Annotated in this window: 14 protein-coding genes and 4 tRNA genes; 1 reads left to right on the top strand and 17 read right to left on the bottom strand. The window is 46.0% G+C overall.

Translation table 11 applies throughout. The features are described from left to right. Nucleotides 1-6 precede the first annotated feature (6 nt). The 16 genes from BOCO_RS00405 to BOCO_RS00480 form a co-directional block, all read right to left on the bottom strand. Nucleotides 7-1,308: a cell division protein PerM gene (locus BOCO_RS00405; RefSeq protein WP_094722143.1), complete on the bottom strand. Its 1,302-nt coding sequence runs from the start codon at nt 1,306-1,308 to the stop codon at nt 7-9. Between the two features lie 26 nt (nt 1,309-1,334). Continuing rightward, nucleotides 1,335-1,919, bottom strand: a complete 585-nt coding sequence (locus tag BOCO_RS00410; RefSeq protein ID WP_094722144.1) for an adenine phosphoribosyltransferase — start codon at nt 1,917-1,919, stop codon at nt 1,335-1,337. 102 nt (nt 1,920-2,021) lie between these two features. Further along, entirely contained in the window at nt 2,022-2,441 is a 420-nt protein-coding gene (locus BOCO_RS00415) for a preprotein translocase subunit YajC (protein ID WP_094722145.1), read from the bottom strand. A 70-nt stretch (nt 2,442-2,511) separates the two neighbouring features. Beyond that, complete coding sequence (gene ruvB, locus BOCO_RS00420; RefSeq protein WP_094722242.1) at nt 2,512-3,570, bottom strand: Holliday junction branch migration DNA helicase RuvB; 1,059 nt, start codon at nt 3,568-3,570, stop codon at nt 2,512-2,514. Between the two features lie 26 nt (nt 3,571-3,596). Further along, nucleotides 3,597-4,202 (bottom strand): Holliday junction branch migration protein RuvA, encoded by a 606-nt coding sequence (gene ruvA, locus BOCO_RS00425; RefSeq protein ID WP_094722146.1) that lies wholly within the window; start codon nt 4,200-4,202, stop codon nt 3,597-3,599. An 84-nt stretch (nt 4,203-4,286) separates the two neighbouring features. Continuing rightward, on the bottom strand, nt 4,287-4,868 hold the full coding sequence (gene ruvC, locus BOCO_RS00430) for a crossover junction endodeoxyribonuclease RuvC (RefSeq protein ID WP_094722147.1): 582 nt from the start codon (nt 4,866-4,868) through the stop codon (nt 4,287-4,289). 5 nt (nt 4,869-4,873) lie between these two features. Next, complete coding sequence (locus BOCO_RS00435; protein WP_094722148.1) at nt 4,874-5,629, bottom strand: YebC/PmpR family DNA-binding transcriptional regulator; 756 nt, start codon at nt 5,627-5,629, stop codon at nt 4,874-4,876. Between the two features lie 118 nt (nt 5,630-5,747). Next, nucleotides 5,748-6,959 carry a glycosyltransferase family 4 protein gene (locus tag BOCO_RS00440; RefSeq protein WP_094722149.1) on the bottom strand — a complete coding sequence of 404 codons (1,212 nt, stop codon included), beginning with the start codon at nt 6,957-6,959 and terminating at the stop codon, nt 5,748-5,750. Further along, nucleotides 6,959-7,966 carry a phosphatidylinositol mannoside acyltransferase gene (locus BOCO_RS00445; RefSeq protein ID WP_094722150.1) on the bottom strand — a complete coding sequence of 336 codons (1,008 nt, stop codon included), beginning with the start codon at nt 7,964-7,966 and terminating at the stop codon, nt 6,959-6,961. Before BOCO_RS00445 ends, BOCO_RS00440 begins: the two co-directional genes overlap by 1 nt. A gap of 4 nt (nt 7,967-7,970) precedes the next feature. Further along, nucleotides 7,971-8,642 carry a phosphatidylinositol phosphate synthase gene (gene pgsA / locus BOCO_RS00450; protein WP_094722151.1) on the bottom strand — a complete coding sequence of 224 codons (672 nt, stop codon included), beginning with the start codon at nt 8,640-8,642 and terminating at the stop codon, nt 7,971-7,973. A gap of 84 nt (nt 8,643-8,726) precedes the next feature. Continuing rightward, nucleotides 8,727-10,769 (bottom strand): threonine--tRNA ligase, encoded by a 2,043-nt coding sequence (gene thrS / locus BOCO_RS00455; RefSeq protein WP_094722152.1) that lies wholly within the window; start codon nt 10,767-10,769, stop codon nt 8,727-8,729. A gap of 96 nt (nt 10,770-10,865) precedes the next feature. Continuing rightward, nucleotides 10,866-11,720 (bottom strand): PAC2 family protein, encoded by an 855-nt coding sequence (locus tag BOCO_RS00460; protein ID WP_094722153.1) that lies wholly within the window; start codon nt 11,718-11,720, stop codon nt 10,866-10,868. 137 nt (nt 11,721-11,857) lie between these two features. Then, nucleotides 11,858-11,930: transfer RNA gene (locus tag BOCO_RS00465), tRNA-Val, on the bottom strand. A 58-nt stretch (nt 11,931-11,988) separates the two neighbouring features. Beyond that, nucleotides 11,989-12,060: transfer RNA gene (locus tag BOCO_RS00470), tRNA-Val, on the bottom strand. Nucleotides 12,061-12,096: 36 nt separating this feature from the next. Continuing rightward, a tRNA-Cys gene (locus tag BOCO_RS00475) sits at nt 12,097-12,167 on the bottom strand. A gap of 28 nt (nt 12,168-12,195) precedes the next feature. Then, nucleotides 12,196-12,268 (bottom strand) — tRNA-Gly (locus tag BOCO_RS00480). 327 nt (nt 12,269-12,595) lie between these two features. Here BOCO_RS00480 and BOCO_RS00485 point away from each other — a divergent pair. Beyond that, nucleotides 12,596-14,086 (top strand): MDR family MFS transporter, encoded by a 1,491-nt coding sequence (locus tag BOCO_RS00485; RefSeq protein WP_244568697.1) that lies wholly within the window; start codon nt 12,596-12,598, stop codon nt 14,084-14,086. Between the two features lie 533 nt (nt 14,087-14,619). Here the strand turns inward: BOCO_RS00485 and uppP are convergent. Beyond that, complete coding sequence (gene uppP / locus BOCO_RS00490; protein ID WP_094722154.1) at nt 14,620-15,495, bottom strand: undecaprenyl-diphosphatase UppP; 876 nt, start codon at nt 15,493-15,495, stop codon at nt 14,620-14,622. Nucleotides 15,496-15,520: the final 25 nt, after the last annotated feature.

Below are 15,520 nucleotides of genomic sequence, written 5' to 3' on the forward strand. Positions count from 1 at the left end.
AAGATCTTACGAACGGTCGCTGTGATTGTGTGCATCCGTATCTGACACAAGTGAAAGCACTTCTGTACTGTGACTTATGCCAGTGCGGATTGCATTCCAACACAGTATAGTTGCAGCTCCGACAACAACAACAATCCACGGTGACAGACAACCAACAATAGTAGCCCTGCTGTAGGTAGTTATCGATTCCGTCAAGTCAACACCCACATTTTTTAATCGATACCGTCCCAGCGAACCGTCTGAACAAATAAACGCAACACTCAAACTTATCAAAACCACTGCTGCTGAAATCACCAGACCCAAAAACGCACTAGCAAAACTTTTAATAAGGTTGCCTTGTATCGTTTGCAAACCATCGTGTTTCATTGTTGAGATAAGACCATAACCTTTGCTATGGAGCAGCGTGAATAATGACACTACAGCACAGATACAAACCGGCGTAAGGAGTAAAAGCATCTTCATAACTGGGTTAGTAACAGCTTCTGGGAATAACCCGAAAATAGGTAACAAAGGAAGGTCATGCGATTGACCTGACCAAAGGGTAAAACTCGCCAAATCGCCAACATAAAACCCACCGCCAGCCAGCCAAGACGAAGCCCATATTGTCAAATTTGGCAACCAAACAAGTGCAGCTAAAGAGCTCAACACTCTCGAATTAGTTCCCATCTGGGCCAGAATAAAAATCCGTCCCACTGCATCATGATAGAGGATAACCCACGAAATTACAGTGCCAAAAGCAACGATGGTGAATAATGCAAGCAAGATGGCTGCCATTGATATTGCAATCTTTACAGTACGGCGTAAGCTAAAAGGAAGCTTCAGGTAGCCTGCGTATAGCTTGGTCATCTTCCATTGATTGCCTGTAAACGCTGCAATTGCATAAGAAAAAAGATAAATTGTCAGAGCTTTTAACTCTATGACGGTAGTGGTATCAACCAGCACAATACCCGAAACTTGCTGGAGAAGAAAAGTGACTAACAACCACAACAATCCTCCGCTGAGCATGGCTGTCCAGCTCATACCAAATTTCCGGATACAGGCTGTTGCAAGAGATACCAGTACAATTGTTAAACCGAGTGGCATGATAGTGAGCGTCAGCGCGCCAGCAGTAAATCCACTCCCCTGACTCAGTAAGACGATCGCCTGTGTGATCGGAAGGGCTTGATCAGTAAGAGCGGTTCCACCCTCCTCCATGGATATGAGAAGGAACATGAGAGAGACACAAGAACCTATGGTTACTATGTAGACAACCAAGGTTGCAGCAGCGGCGTATATGCCGTTCAAACATTTTTTAACTGTTGAACTCATGTTCTCTACGTTCTGTGTCGTTCTGCCTACGCAGGCATGGAAACAAGTGTAGAAGTCGGATACTCACTCAATAGCTCTCGACCGTGGAGTCCCTCCAACTCCATAACGAAGCTGAAACCAGCGACTTTGCCCCCAGCCCTTTGTATGAGTTGTGCTGCAGCATCGGCTGATCCACCAGTAGCAATGAGATCATCAACTATCAGGACCCTGTCGCCATGGGACAAGGCATTCTCTTCCATCTCAATGGTAGAAGTCCCGTATTCAAGCGAATACTCCTGGGAAAGAGTTGTTGGGGGTAATTTACCACTTTTTCGTAGTGCTATAAAACCTTTACCAAGACTGCTAGCAATGTGCGGCCCGAGTAAAAATCCCCGAGCCTCCAAACCTGCAACAGCATCGAACTTGTCTGCTTCAACCGGTAAGGCTGCAAGCATAGCTTGGTTGATAATTGACAAACCCTGAGGATCTGCTAATGCGGGAAGGAAGTCTCTGAATAGTATGCCTTCTTTAGGAAAGTCTGCGACACTACGAAAAAGAGAAACCACGTACTGTGCGTCCTGCTCACCTACAGCGCTAAGCTGCTGAATAGAAATGTCGCCGATTTGGGCCATTATCTTCTTTCCTTGTTAAATCTGTTGGCAAGAAAACCATCTGCATGTATTGCAAGCATGCAAACTAAGGTTAATAAACTAACGATAGTGAAACGTATACAACTACTTCTTAGCTGGTGCGCTGTCTTCTGAATCGACAGCACTATCATTGACTTTCACAGAATCGTTCGAAGATGGGGTTTCGCTATCTGAAGCTACCTGCTTAGGATTGCCCTGCTCGTCTACTTCATCATCATGGACATACGCTGGTACGATTGGAGGCTCAGTGATAGCTTGAATCCGCCAACGTGACTTCGTTCCTTCAGAATCGATAACTACCTGTTCCTTTTCTAAATCAATAGAAACAACGGTCCCAAGGAGACCTGATGCTGTTGAAACTTCTTGTCCTGGCTGCAAGGAGGTTCGGAAATTTTCTAGGCTTTGTTGCCTCTGCTTCGTTTTCTTTGATGACCACCAAGTCATTGCAAACATGAGCACAATGATGAGAATAAGAAAAAGCATGGATGATAGACTTGACTGCATTTATGGCTCCTTGCCGTATCAGTTGAGGGCGAGCACGAGTTCGGATGCCCTATGCACTGGAAAAATAATTCTAGAACGACTTCATGACATCTTCAGGAGCTGACAGCCCTAGATGAGTCCACGCTTTTTTCGTTGCAATCCTACCTTTAGGAGTTCTCACTAAGAATCCTTCTCTAACAAGATAAGGTTCGCAAACAGTCTGAACAGTTTCAGCTTCTTCTCCAACCATGGCAGATAAATTACTAAGACCAACTGGTCCGCCATCAAAACTAGTAACAATGGTACGCAATACAGCTAAATCTAGTCTGTCTAGTCCTTCAGAGTCAATCTGATAGAGCGAAAGAGCTGATTTGACATCCTCATAATCTACCTTTGATAGATCATGGACAATAGCCCAATCGCGAACCCTGCGAAGCAGCCTGTTCGCTATACGTGGAGTTCCTCGCGATCGTTTTGCTAATTCAGAACAAGCTGTTTGAGTTATATGCAGATCTAAAACAGTTGCAGAACGCTCTACGAGCTTTTCTAACTCTGAAGCAGGATAGAAATCAAGATGAGCCGTAAAACCAAAACGTGCACGGAGGGGAGAAGGTAGCATACCCTCACGAGTGGTAGCACCGATCACAGTGAACCGAGGTAACGTAAGAGGAATTGATGAAGCACCTGGCCCCTTACCAACCATAACATCTACTCGGAAATCTTCCATAGCAATATACAGAAGCTCTTCCGCAGCACGTGGTAGTCGGTGAATTTCATCAAGAAAGAGCACTTCACCTGATTCTAGAGAGCTCAAAATAGAAGCCAGATCTCCAGCATGCTGAATAGCCGGACCTGAAGTAACGCGGATGGGCACTCCAAGTTCGTGGGAGACAATCATGGCTAAAGTAGTTTTACCAAGGCCTGGTGGCCCCGCTAACAGTATATGATCTGGCGGCACATCTCTTTTACGCGCTGCCTCTAAGAACAGTTCAAGTTGAGCTTTAAGACGAGGTTGACCTATAAACCCTTCCAACGTATTAGGTCTGAGTTCCTCATCACTCACAGAGTCATCATCCAAAGGTGCGGCAGACACCATACGCAAAGATGCATCTTCGGAATGTGAGTTGTTTAAACCCTTGAGTGTATTCATAGAGTCACTGTTACTGGCGAAAGTCATCAGCGTCCCCTATCTAAAGATGCCAGAGAAGCTTTCAGCACCTGTGGTACATCTTCTTTCTTGAGAGGAAGTTGGTAGTCTCCGTCTTGGCAAATCCTGCGAACTACTTTTTGAGCTTCGGCTTGCTGCCAGCCAAGAGATTGTAGTCCTTCGACCACTTGTTGACTACCTTCATCCACAATCTCAGTGTTGACATCGTCGCTAGAAACGTTCATTTTGCCTGAAAGTTCAAGGATGATTTTTTGTGCTCCCTTCTTACCCAAGCCCGGAGCACTCGACAGAGCAGCAACATCTCCCTCAGAGACAGCCTTCGTAAGCATTGTAGGAGTTAGCGTTGAGAGCAGGGACAATGCAACTTTAGGGCCCACACCACTCACTTTTTGGAGCTGGATAAACAGTTGCTTTGATGAAGTGGCCAGAAAACCATACAAGGTTATGTTGTCATTGGCAACATTAAGGTATGTATAAATACGAACTTGATTTCCTGTATGCATGGTAGATAAATCTGAGCTAGGCATACGAACTTCGAACCCGACTCCACCCACGTCGATAACAGCGCAGCCAACCTCAATGAGCGCTACAGACCCTGTAAGCATAGCCAACATGATACTGCCTCAATTCCTCTGCTTTCTTCGACTCTCTGCATGCGCAGTTGAGCGACAACACAATCGAACACCTGTTCGATTAGCCTACATGCCTCGTTGGACCGAACCTTGCAATTGACTCTTTTGTTGTGCAAGTGCCCACTGCCGTTGTGCTCGAGTGAGGTGTTGTTCGCGTTCGCCACCTTGGAGGGCGCCTGACGGTCGTAAAGCATGACAAATTGCTTGTGCCAGTGCATCAGCAGCATCTGCGGGCTTGGGCAAACAATTCAGTCTTAGAATTTTGGCAACCATTCGCTCAACTTGAATTTTCTCAGCTTTTCCATTACCGGTGACTGCCAGCTTTACTTCTGTGGGCGTATGCAAAGCTACCGGAATTCCTCTTTGCGCTGCGGCTAACATAGCCATTCCAGCTGCTTGAGCTGTTCCTAAAACAGTATTTCTATTAGCTTGAGCAAACACTCGTTCAATAGAAACTACGTCAGGACTGTACTCATCCAAATGTTGGACCAAGCCATTGTATATATGTAATAAGCGCAAATCCTGCGACTGTTCCGGGTCAGATCTCACTACACTGACATGAACATAACATAATTTACGCGAATCCTTAGCCTCAATGACGCCGACCCCACAGCGTGTGAGGCCGGGATCGACGCCACATATAATCACAACTGCTATTCCTCTTCTAGCTGAGCCATGACTTCGTCACTAGCAGTCCAGTTGCTATAAATATTCTGGACATCATCCAGATCATCTAAGGTGTCAATCAGCTTTGACACCTTATGTGCTGCTTCGAGATCAAGAGTGACCTCTGTCTTAGGGTTGAGGACCAAATCAGCAGAATCGTAATCAATCCCGGCATCTTGAAGGGCCTTTCGGACCGGAACTAAGTCACTGGGATCAGTAATGACGGTGTACACATCACCATTGTCTTGAACATCTTCAGCACCAGCTTCTGCTGCTTTCTCAAAAACAGTATCAAAATCTGTTCCTTCAGCTGGAACTTCTATTTGACCCTGACGCTCAAAGTTAAAAGAAACTGAACCGTTCTGTGCTAGGGAACCACCGTTTTTGGTAAGACTGGAACGCACTTCAGCAGCTGCACGGTTGCGATTATCAGTCAAGCACTCAATGATCAACCCGACACCTGCTGGCGCGTAACCTTCATAAACTATTGATTCATAGTTAGCTGCACCAGCTTCTTCGCCTGAACCACGCTTGACTGCTCGAGTAATATTATCGGCAGGAACAGAAGATTTCTTTGCCTTAACGATAGCATCATAGAGCGTAGGATTTCCATCTGGATCGCCGCCGCCTGTACGCGCGGCAATTTCAATGTTCTTAATCAACTTTGCGAAGAGCTTCCCGCGCTTAGCGTCGATGGCAGCCTTCTTGTGCTTAGTGGTCGCCCACTTCGAATGCCCTGACATAATGCTCCTGACCGTACGTGTACATGTAAACTTCGGTTTATTCTATGTGTTCTTGTTGACAACACTTGCCTGTCAGCCAAGTTAGACTGGCTGGATCTCACCTAACCTGATGTCCCTGCTAAGAACTGAGTGTCTCATCTGATTGTTGAAGAGCTTCCCCATACACTGACAAAATTTGTTCAGTCACTAGTTTCCAGTCATAACACGTAGACCGTTCTTGGCCTAATCTACCAAGAGACCCTTTCAAATCCATATCAGATAAAACTAATGCAACCTGTTCAGCGCAAGCGACACTGTCACCAACACCAAAGTGCAACATGCTTGTTCCTTTTTGAGAAACAGCCAAAAAAGCAGGTAAATCAGAAGCGACAACAGGACAACCTGCTGCCATAGCCTCTACTAGGACAATACCGAACGATTCTCCACCTATCTGTGGAGCGACGTAAACATCCAAACTTTTGTATAAGGAAGCCTTATCTTCGTCAGAAATACGCCCTAAAAATTCTAGGTGATTTTCTAAACTAGGGCTCACCGAACGAGCTATACGTCTGGCTTCTTCCTCACCATCACCAGCACACAAGAACCGAGCTCCGGGTCGTGTCGAAAGAATATGCAAAGCCGCCTGAGCAAATACACGAAAGCCTTTGCGCTCTTCTGCCATCCTCCCCAAGAAACCAATGGTAGGCCGTTCTGAAGTTCCCTGCCACTCGGGCTTACTTTTCGCTCGAGCGAAAAAACCTGTATCTATACCATTAGGAATGATACGCAATCCTATATCATCAGATAAGTAGTGACTGGCAGTGTCGAAAGCCGATTGACTGACGCATATACCTTCTTTGATATTAGAGAGGTTAGCTCGCAAATATGGTTTAGCAATTTTGAGGGCCAAGGGGTACGAGTCAAAAGCCGCATGAAATGTTGCTACATATGGACATGGAGAGAAACCTGGAATAAGAGGTTTATGACTGAGACTTGGCACCTCTGGCTCATGAAGGTGAAGGATATCAAAGTGTCCTTGGCGAACCCACCGGCGAGTCAGGCGGCCAGCAACACCGAAATAACTCAAATGCGCCACTGAGCCGTTATACGGTATGGAAAACGACGAACCTGTAGTGTGGACCCATAATGGCATATCTTCTGTTCGACGGCCAGGAGCAAGTACTTCCACACGATGCCCTAATGCCAATAGTTGCTGAGCTAAATCTCGAATATGCAGCTGCACTCCCCCAGGCGTTTCAAAAGAATAAGGAGAAATAATACCAACTTTTAATTTACGTCCGTGAAGTGGATCGGCTGTGCCGGTAGAAGGAAGTTCGCTGTGAAGATTCATCACTTACTCTCCTTAGGTGAACACTGCACTTGTGAGGTATGACCTTCTATGTAATCTCGCACGTACCCGGGAACATGATGTAGACGTGTCAAGTCTAAATCTTCGACGAATATGGGTTGCATCATATGCCAGTCTTGTGGCCATTCTCGGATACCAGCTGACCACTGATCCACCCAAGCCTGAGTGAGATCCTGTACAGCTTGTTCACGAGGTAGTTGTAAGTATGGCCGGATATCTATAGGCCCATCTACTTGGCAGACATATCCGAAAGCGTTATGAGCACGCTTTCGTTGTTCAGCATGCAAAGGTTCCCTGTGCATGCTGACTGTATAGAGGGGCTGTTCTGCATCTAACGCCATCACTGCCGGTCCTGCTGCGACACGGATAATAGAGTCGAAGGCACGGACGAAAACCCCATTGCGGCTCAGATCACGATCCGCGAGTAGAGGAATAACTTGTCCAGGTTGCTTGGCTGTTTCTACCAGATCGGCCATCAATCCCGATTGTCCTGTCAACAAAATATGCATACCAAGCTCACGCCTAATATCAATAAATGTCTGAAGCAATTCTGGATCTGCTAGGCGTTCAGCAACCGTTGTAACTGGTCCTATATCATGACTTGCCCAAAAGCCAACGTAGTCCCAATTACCTTGATGACCAGTTGCTATCGGTAGTGCTCCGTCTTTTAATTGGGCTAAAGCTGGATAGGGAAATCCGCTACCTTCTGGCCGAACCCTAGCTAACAGTTCCTCCTTGTTTCGGGCACCGACTGTAAAAGCCTCACAAAAGTATGAAAAGTACGACCTCAGAGCCTCTCGACTAGTTCGTCTGAGCTGAGCCTCGGGCACATCGCCTAACACATGTTTCAGGTTTCGCTCCAGCTGATGGACATTGCTCAAATGAAGGAACCATACTACATCTGCCGCAATATCAAAAAGACCACGAGCCAATCGTTCGGGAATCCAACGAGAACAACGAACAAAGGTCACTAGTATCTTCGAAAGCATACTGTCACTCGTGACTGGGGTCTGCGGGCTGTGGAGAGCGACCCATATCTGTTCTCACTTTGCGAATACGCTGCCACACGGTAACCAGCCCGAGCACATCTAAAAGTAACAGAAAACAAGTAAGCCAAGCCAAAGACAAGCCAGCCCCTGTCATCGCCATACCCACGAAAATAATCACCAGTCTGTCTGACCGAGTAGCAATGCCATTTTTCGCTTCAAAGCCTTCAGCCTCAGCCCGGGCTCGTGTATATGACGTAACAAAAGATGTCATAATAGCGAACAAGGCGGCCGCCATACCAACCTGTGCCCAAACATCCTGTCCAGAGTGCCCTGCTGCAATCCACTCCAACTCATGCTTACGCATATAGATGATAACTGCCACCAACACAGCCCAATCAGCAATTCGGTCCAAGGTTGAGTCCAAAAAAGCTCCGAACTGAGTACCGCCACCAGTCATAGCAGCTACAGACCCATCCAGAGAATCAAAGGCTACTAGGATTGCTAAAACAATGGCCCCTGGTAGTAACCAGCCTGTAAAACCGGTGATGAATGATACTATGACCGTACCAACAGCACCGATGATAGTAACGCCGTTGGCCGTTATTCCCATTGTAATGAGCCCACGAGCAATAGGTTCAATTGCACGCTTCCACGGACCTCGTAAATGCTCAAACATTCCTCACCTCAGATTGGATGTGCTTCAATTTCTCCCGGCAGGCTGCTGCTGCCAGCATTGTCTAGCAACAGCAGCTTTCTCGTATCAGGCTTGTACAGCGTCAGTATTTGCTACGAAATCGTTGACAGAGTTGATTTGTGCCCGGTGAGCAATGGCTTGCTGAATCCATGTTACGGCATCATCGACTGCTACACCGTTCAACTGACTTCCATCCCTAAATCGGAAGGAGACAGCATTCTTGGAGACATCCTCTTCTCCGGCTATCAATATGAATGGAGCTTTTGATTTAGCTGCGTTACGTATCTTCTTTCCAAATCGATCATCTGAACGGTCTACCTCACACCGGACCAAATCATTTCTCAGGCGGGAGACTACACCCAATATGTGCTGTGCAAACTCGTCAGCTACCGGAATAGCCTGCACCTGAACTGGCGCTAACCATGCCGGGAAAGCTCCAGCATAATGCTCGATGAGAATAGCCAAGAAACGCTCTATCGAGCCAAAGAGAGCGCGGTGGATCATAACTGGACGTTGATGCGACCCATCTGCTGCTATGTATTCTAAGCCGAAACGTTCTGGCAAGTTAAAATCTAACTGGATGGTTGAAACCTGCCAAGTACGTCCAATCGCATCGCGCGCCTGCACAGATATCTTGGGACCGTAAAAAGCGGCACCAGCTGGATCGTCTACAAGTTCTAAACCAGACTCTTTGCCCACTTGTGCCAAAGTAGCAGTTGCTTCTTCCCACACATCGTCTGATCCGACAAACTTATTGGGATCTTTGGTGGATAATTCCAGATAAAAGTCTTTGAGACCGAAATCTTTCAAAACCTGTAAGACAAACTCAAGCAGACTCTTCAGCTCTCCCCGCATTTGCTCACGGGTACAATAAATGTGTGAGTCATCTTGAGTCAACCCGCGCACGCGAGTAAGGCCATGGACCTCACCTGACTTTTCATACCGGTAAACAGTACCAAATTCGAAGAGACGTAAGGGCAGCTCCTTGTACGAGCGCTGCCTTGACTTAAAGATCAAATTATGCATAGGACAATTCATCGGCTTTAAGTAGTAATCAAAGCCTTGCTTTGTTACGTTGCCTCTCTCGTCATGCTCCTCGTCTAGATGCATGGCTGGGTACATTCCGTCCTTATACCACTGCAAATGCCCTGAGATCTCGTATAGGTGGCCCTTGGTAATATGAGGTGTTTGCACGAAGGAATAACCGTGTTTACGGTGCATCTGCCTTGAGTAATCCTCCATGGCATTGATAATTGCAGCGCCCTTTGGATGGAAAACAGGCAAACCTGGACCAATATCTTCCGGGAATGAGAAGAGATCCATTTCAGCGCCTAATTTACGGTGGTCGCGTTTTGCAGCTTCTTCCAACTTGCTCATATATGTTTTCAAATCATCTTTAGAAGACCAAGCCGTACCGTATATGCGCTGTAGCATCGGGTTCTTTTCATTTCCGCGCCAATATGCTGCCGCGGTGCGCATCAGTTTGAAGACTTTAATATACCGTGTGTTAGGCAAGTGCGGTCCACGGCATAAATCTTTCCAGACGACATTGCCATCACGGTCGACATTGTCGTACATACTTAACTCGCCACTCGAAATTTCAGTAGCTTCTTCACCTTCGATTTGGGCTTCCTTGAGTCCTATGAGTTCAAGTTTATAAGGTTGATTTGACTCTTCAGCACGTGCCTCTTCTTCTGTGACTACTCTCCGACGGAAAGACTGAGAAGACTTAATGATAGTCTTCATGCGCTTTTCTATCTCTTTGAGGTCATCAGGCGTGAAGGGGTTTTCAACATCAAAATCGTAGTAAAAACCATCTTTGATTACAGGTCCAATACCCAATTTTGCATCTGGACGAATTTCTTGGACAGCTTGTGCCATTACATGTGTTGCAGAATGGCGCATAATAGCCAAACCTTCTGGTGAGTCAAGAGTAATAGCGTCTACAGTGTCTGACTCATGGAGAGGTGTATTCAAATCTCGAGGCTCGCCATTGATAGAGACGGCAATAATGTTTTTATCATCAGAAAACAGTTCGACGCCAGTGTAATCAGCTGCCACCTCCTTCACTTCTCCGTTTAATGTTATGGAAATGGTTGGCTGATTCATCGAATGCCGTCCTTACTATCGGGGTCCGCGTTACAAGGTGCAGGCCTTGGACATAATTACGAGGGTAACCTTATGTCACATCTACGACAAAACAGCTTAGACAGATGGTGTGTCTTGCCCCCCTACAGATTTAAGAAATTCCTCTGCCTCTTGCGCGAGTTCATCGCCTAAAGGCTCATCTATAGTGTACCTAAAGTTGGATGCTGCCTTCGCATCACTTTCGACTTCTAACCTGTGCACGTATTCAGCTAAATTATCGTTGCACCGAACAAGGACTGAAGCCTGTGCCTGCCAATGTTGAGCCTTATCAGGTAAGTCTCCTTCGGACAAACGTATACCCAGCAAACGGGATACTCTGCGAAGTAACTGTAAGGTTCCTTGTGCACATTCATCGCTACTCATGTACTGGGGTACTGAGACCCATAATGATTCAGTTTTAAAGCCACTCTGTACAGCTACAGCATCTAAAACCGTAGGTATGCCAACAGGTCCAGAGTGTCCTTCAGTGTCTGCATCTATTTGATCGCCGGCAAGATCATCAATAGGCAAATCGCGTGTATGAGGGCAGTCAGCGAACATAGACCCTAGTGTAATAAGAGTATTAATTTCAAGGTCTTCTGCGAACCGAATGCTTTGCCTGCAATAGTCTATCCAGTGGTAATTTGGCTCAGGTCCTACTTCTACAAGTAGTTTACATTCTGGTTGTATAGAAACCTCATAAAACTTTGTTTCTGGCCAATAGATATTTCTTCGTCCTTGAACATGGCAAAGCATTGGTCTAGATACCTGGTAATCATAGAAACCATCTGAGTCTAGCGATCCAACCTCCTGAGATGGGTAGGTATTCAGCAGATGGTGGATTACATTAGTTGAAGCTGAGCATGCGTCATTCCAACCTTCAAAAGCCGCTATCATAGCGTGATGAAGTTGTGTCTCAGATTCTTCTTTCATATCACTAAGCCTAGCCTCTCCACATTTCTACAGACGAAGGTATAAGCCATCAGCGAGAACTAACCTCTTGAGGAGCAATACTCTATGGGTAGCATGGTCATATAACCACCAGTGCTGTGTCAATGGACAAAAGCCCGTGGGTGATGCAGGAATCGAACCTGCGACCCCTTCCGTGTGAAGGAAGTGCGCTAGCCGCTGCGCCAATCACCCTTGGAATTGCGCCGACTACCACAGTCGGTCACGCCACTATAGCAGAATATCTGCTGTGTGGGCGATACAAGATTCGAACTTGTGACCCCTTCCGTGTCAGGGAAGTGCGCTACCTCTGCGCCAACCGCCCGGGTCTTCATGAGGCACCTGTAAATTCGCGCCTGAGAGGTGGGTACGAGAGTCGAACTCGTCTAAACGGCTTTGCAGGCCGCTGCCTAACCGCTTGGCTAACCCACCGTATAAGGTCGGACTACTCGAAGCCTCGAGCGGGCAACGGGACTCGAACCCGCGGTCTCGACCTTGGCAAGGTCGCGCTTTACCAACTAAGCTATGCCCGCATCTCAAACGGATTCTGTTAAGAACCACCTGAGCACGAGGCACAACTATACAGGTAATTTGTTTTAAAAGCAATAACGCGTGTTGCGTTGAAATTATCAGTATTTCTGCACGTGAGCTACTGAAAGTAGTAGTCGGCACATACATCACTCCATGAGAGTAAAGAGAGTAGCTACTCATTTTCGCTCTTATCGAATTTCAGGACATTCGTATCGCTCTCACCGAAAATAAGATCATGACCTTCTATTAAATCCGGGGTTGGTTGGATAATTACGCTAGTTTATTGCGCATTACAAACATGCTTACTTTAGAAAGGTTCACGGCATCAGGTGGGTCAAGAACGAAACTCGAAAACAAAAGTAGGACCAGTTACTACTGCAGTCTTTATGTCTACCTTCATGACTGCCGTGGAAGGAACAATAGTTTCGACAGCTATGCCAACCATTGTTTCAGACTTACATGGGTTAAGTCTTATGAACTGGGTCTTTTCCATATACATGCTTATGTGTGCTGTAACCACACCTATTTATGGTAAACTGTCAGACCGTTTCGGTCGAAAACCCCTGATCAATATCGGTCTTTTCGTTTTCGTTGTTGGCTCACTCTTGTGTGGTCTTTCTCACTCGATGATGCAACTCATACTCGCAAGAGTGATACAAGGTCTAGGCGCTGGCGCTATTCAACCACTAACATTTACTATTCTCGCCGATATATTTCCTATCGAGAAGCGCGCCAAAATGATTGGTTTCAACTCTTCTGCATGGGGTGTGGCATCTATCATAGCTCCACTCTTGGGAGGATTTTTAGTACAGCAACTTTCATGGCACTGGGTGTTTGCAGTCAATGTCCCGATTGGGATCATTTCCATTCTTCTGATCCAGTGCTTCCTCAAGGAAGATATAACAACCCGCCACAGTCCTATCGACTACCCTGGTATTTGCCTACTTACTATGTGTTTAATCGGCTTAATGCTAGGTTTGCAAAATGTAAGTGGCTCCGATAACTTGCTACTCGGTATATTTGCCTTGGTTGTAGCTGTTATCACTGGTATAGCCCTGATCATTGTCGAACAACGACAGGTCGATCCTATATTACCCTTGAAACTCTTTAGTAATAAGACTTTCATGGTTCAAAATATCGTAGTCTTGCTAATTTCAGGGTTTTTGATGGGGTTTGAAACATACCTTCCTATTCGCATGCAGTCAGTATTAGGTTTTAATCCCACCCTTGGTGGTTTCGCTGTTACACCCAGCTCGATTGTATGGTTAGTTGGCTCGTTTATGGCTGGTAAGTTACTGACCAAATATCCACCACACTGGATCATGAACCTCTCCCTCGGTTTTCTCATCGTCGGTTGTGTAATCACTATTTTTGTACCTATTCACACAGCTTATATCGTGTTCTTGCTCATTTCAGCAATATTTGGGTATGGTTTTGGTTTGTCAATTACTATCGGAACTATGACATCACAGTCTGTGGTTTCTACTGATGAAGTTGGTACAGCAACTTCCTTCAACACCTTAGCCAGAAGTCTAGGGCAAACTCTCATGATCTCACTATTTGGCATCGTCATGAATACGGTGATGGCTCAGGGAGTAGCGCGTACTCCAGGCCTCACTACTGAAATGATGGATAATATGATCAACCCAGAAACCGCAACTCAAGTGCCTACCGAGTTCCTAGAACCGGCTCGTGCTATAGTATTCGACGGACTCAGATGGATTTTTATTGTGGGCTTGGGTATTTTACTTACAGCACTGATTGTTAATTTGTTTGATCGCGAATCCAATAGATTACTCACACAAGGTAAATCGAAATAAACGTAACTCATGCCAGCTGATAGTAGTTGAACTCACCACACTATGGCAGTGAGTTCAACTACTGCTCTGAGTGAACAGTCTTCTTAAAAATGTGACAGTTGTGGTTCCGTCGTCGAGACCGTTTTGTGCGCACAAGCCAGTATGACCCTCTTAGCTAATAAGGTATTGCTAAAAAGTAGGTTAGGTACGTATGATGAGTGGCAGGAAGATCAGAGGCAAGAACACATCAGTACAACTAACAGCGTTCTGATAATTTTAGGATTACTGGTATCTTGTTACAAGCGAAACATCTCGTATGAACGCTGCAAGCTGCTCCGGCAATGACTGATGAGTTTTTCAATGCTGACATCAGAAGCTTTAAAGGATCTATAGGAAAAGCAAGCAGCTCACACCTTAAGCTCTTATTACTGTTCGTTACATAAGTTTCATCCTGACTAGTAGTCAGGATCTACACGGTAGTTCAGGCCCTATAACCAAGTTTTATGAAAACAAGGGCCTGAACTCAAGAGCAACACAATTGTTTGTCGGCTACATTAAGCAGCAGCTACTCCTCCAACAGCTGGTATAGCGCCGGTCAATAGCAGGATTGCAACCACGATAGCCAATCCAATCCTATATATTACGAACCCCCTGTAGGAAAACATGGAAACTATCTTCAAAAAAGCAATAATAACGAGATAACCAACAACAAAGGAAACGATGGTGGCACAAATAGTAGCGCCCCACCCAGGAAACGCAGCATCTGCGTTTATATTCTTTAGCGATTTTATGGTTTCTAATATACCGGCTCCAAATACTGCCGGAATAGCCATAAGGAAGCTGACTCGTGCAGCAGCCTCCCGGGTATAACCGAGTGCACGACCAAAAGTCATAGTGCCACCGGAGCGAGATACTCCAGGTATAAGAGCTAGCATTTGTCCGACACCGAATAAAATGGCATCTTTTGCTGTCATTTGTTCCACTGTCTTGTTCTGTTTACCTGTACGATCAAAGTAATCAAGTAGTAAACCAAACAGAATAAGTACCACCACAGTAATCCACAAATTGCGTAACTTTGTTTCAATTACCTTTTGGAAGATAAGTCCTGCGATTACAATCGGAACAGTACCTATTATGATGTACCAGCCTAGTGCCGCATCCCGATCCTTTGATCCCATACGCTCCTTCCAGCTGGATCCATCTTTACCTGCCAGACAGTGAAACCAATGATTGAGAATACGGGCAATATCCCGTCGGAAATAGAGTAAAACAGCTAATTCGGTTCCGAACTGGATGATGGCAGTAAAAGCAGCCCCTGGATCCTTGCCCATTAGTGCACCAACAATGCGTATATGCGCACTCGACGAAACTGGGAAATACTCAGTTAACGCTTGCACAAGACCTAAAAGAATAGCTTGAAAAAAGTTCATGGACCCCTCACATGCTGGATAATAG

The organism is Bombiscardovia coagulans, from assembly GCF_002259585.1.
Classification (GTDB): Bacteria; Actinomycetota; Actinomycetes; order Actinomycetales; family Bifidobacteriaceae; genus Bombiscardovia; species Bombiscardovia coagulans.

Coding starts and splice junctions, on each gene's coding strand:
- BOCO_RS00405 (WP_094722143.1), bottom strand. CDS start 1,308: ATGAGTTCAACAGTTAAAAAATGTTTGAACGGCATATACGCCGCTGCT.
- BOCO_RS00410 (WP_094722144.1), bottom strand. CDS start 1,919: ATGGCCCAAATCGGCGACATTTCTATTCAGCAGCTTAGCGCTGTAGGT.
- BOCO_RS00415 (WP_094722145.1), bottom strand. CDS start 2,441: ATGCAGTCAAGTCTATCATCCATGCTTTTTCTTATTCTCATCATTGTG.
- ruvB (WP_094722242.1), bottom strand. CDS start 3,570: ATGAATACACTCAAGGGTTTAAACAACTCACATTCCGAAGATGCATCT.
- ruvA (WP_094722146.1), bottom strand. CDS start 4,202: ATGTTGGCTATGCTTACAGGGTCTGTAGCGCTCATTGAGGTTGGCTGC.
- BOCO_RS00435 (WP_094722148.1), bottom strand. CDS start 5,629: ATGTCAGGGCATTCGAAGTGGGCGACCACTAAGCACAAGAAGGCTGCC.
- BOCO_RS00440 (WP_094722149.1), bottom strand. CDS start 6,959: ATGAATCTTCACAGCGAACTTCCTTCTACCGGCACAGCCGATCCACTT.
- BOCO_RS00445 (WP_094722150.1), bottom strand. CDS start 7,966: ATGCTTTCGAAGATACTAGTGACCTTTGTTCGTTGTTCTCGTTGGATT.
- pgsA (WP_094722151.1), bottom strand. CDS start 8,642: ATGTTTGAGCATTTACGAGGTCCGTGGAAGCGTGCAATTGAACCTATT.
- thrS (WP_094722152.1), bottom strand. CDS start 10,769: ATGAATCAGCCAACCATTTCCATAACATTAAACGGAGAAGTGAAGGAG.
- BOCO_RS00460 (WP_094722153.1), bottom strand. CDS start 11,720: ATGAAAGAAGAATCTGAGACACAACTTCATCACGCTATGATAGCGGCT.
- uppP (WP_094722154.1), bottom strand. CDS start 15,495: ATGAACTTTTTTCAAGCTATTCTTTTAGGTCTTGTGCAAGCGTTAACT.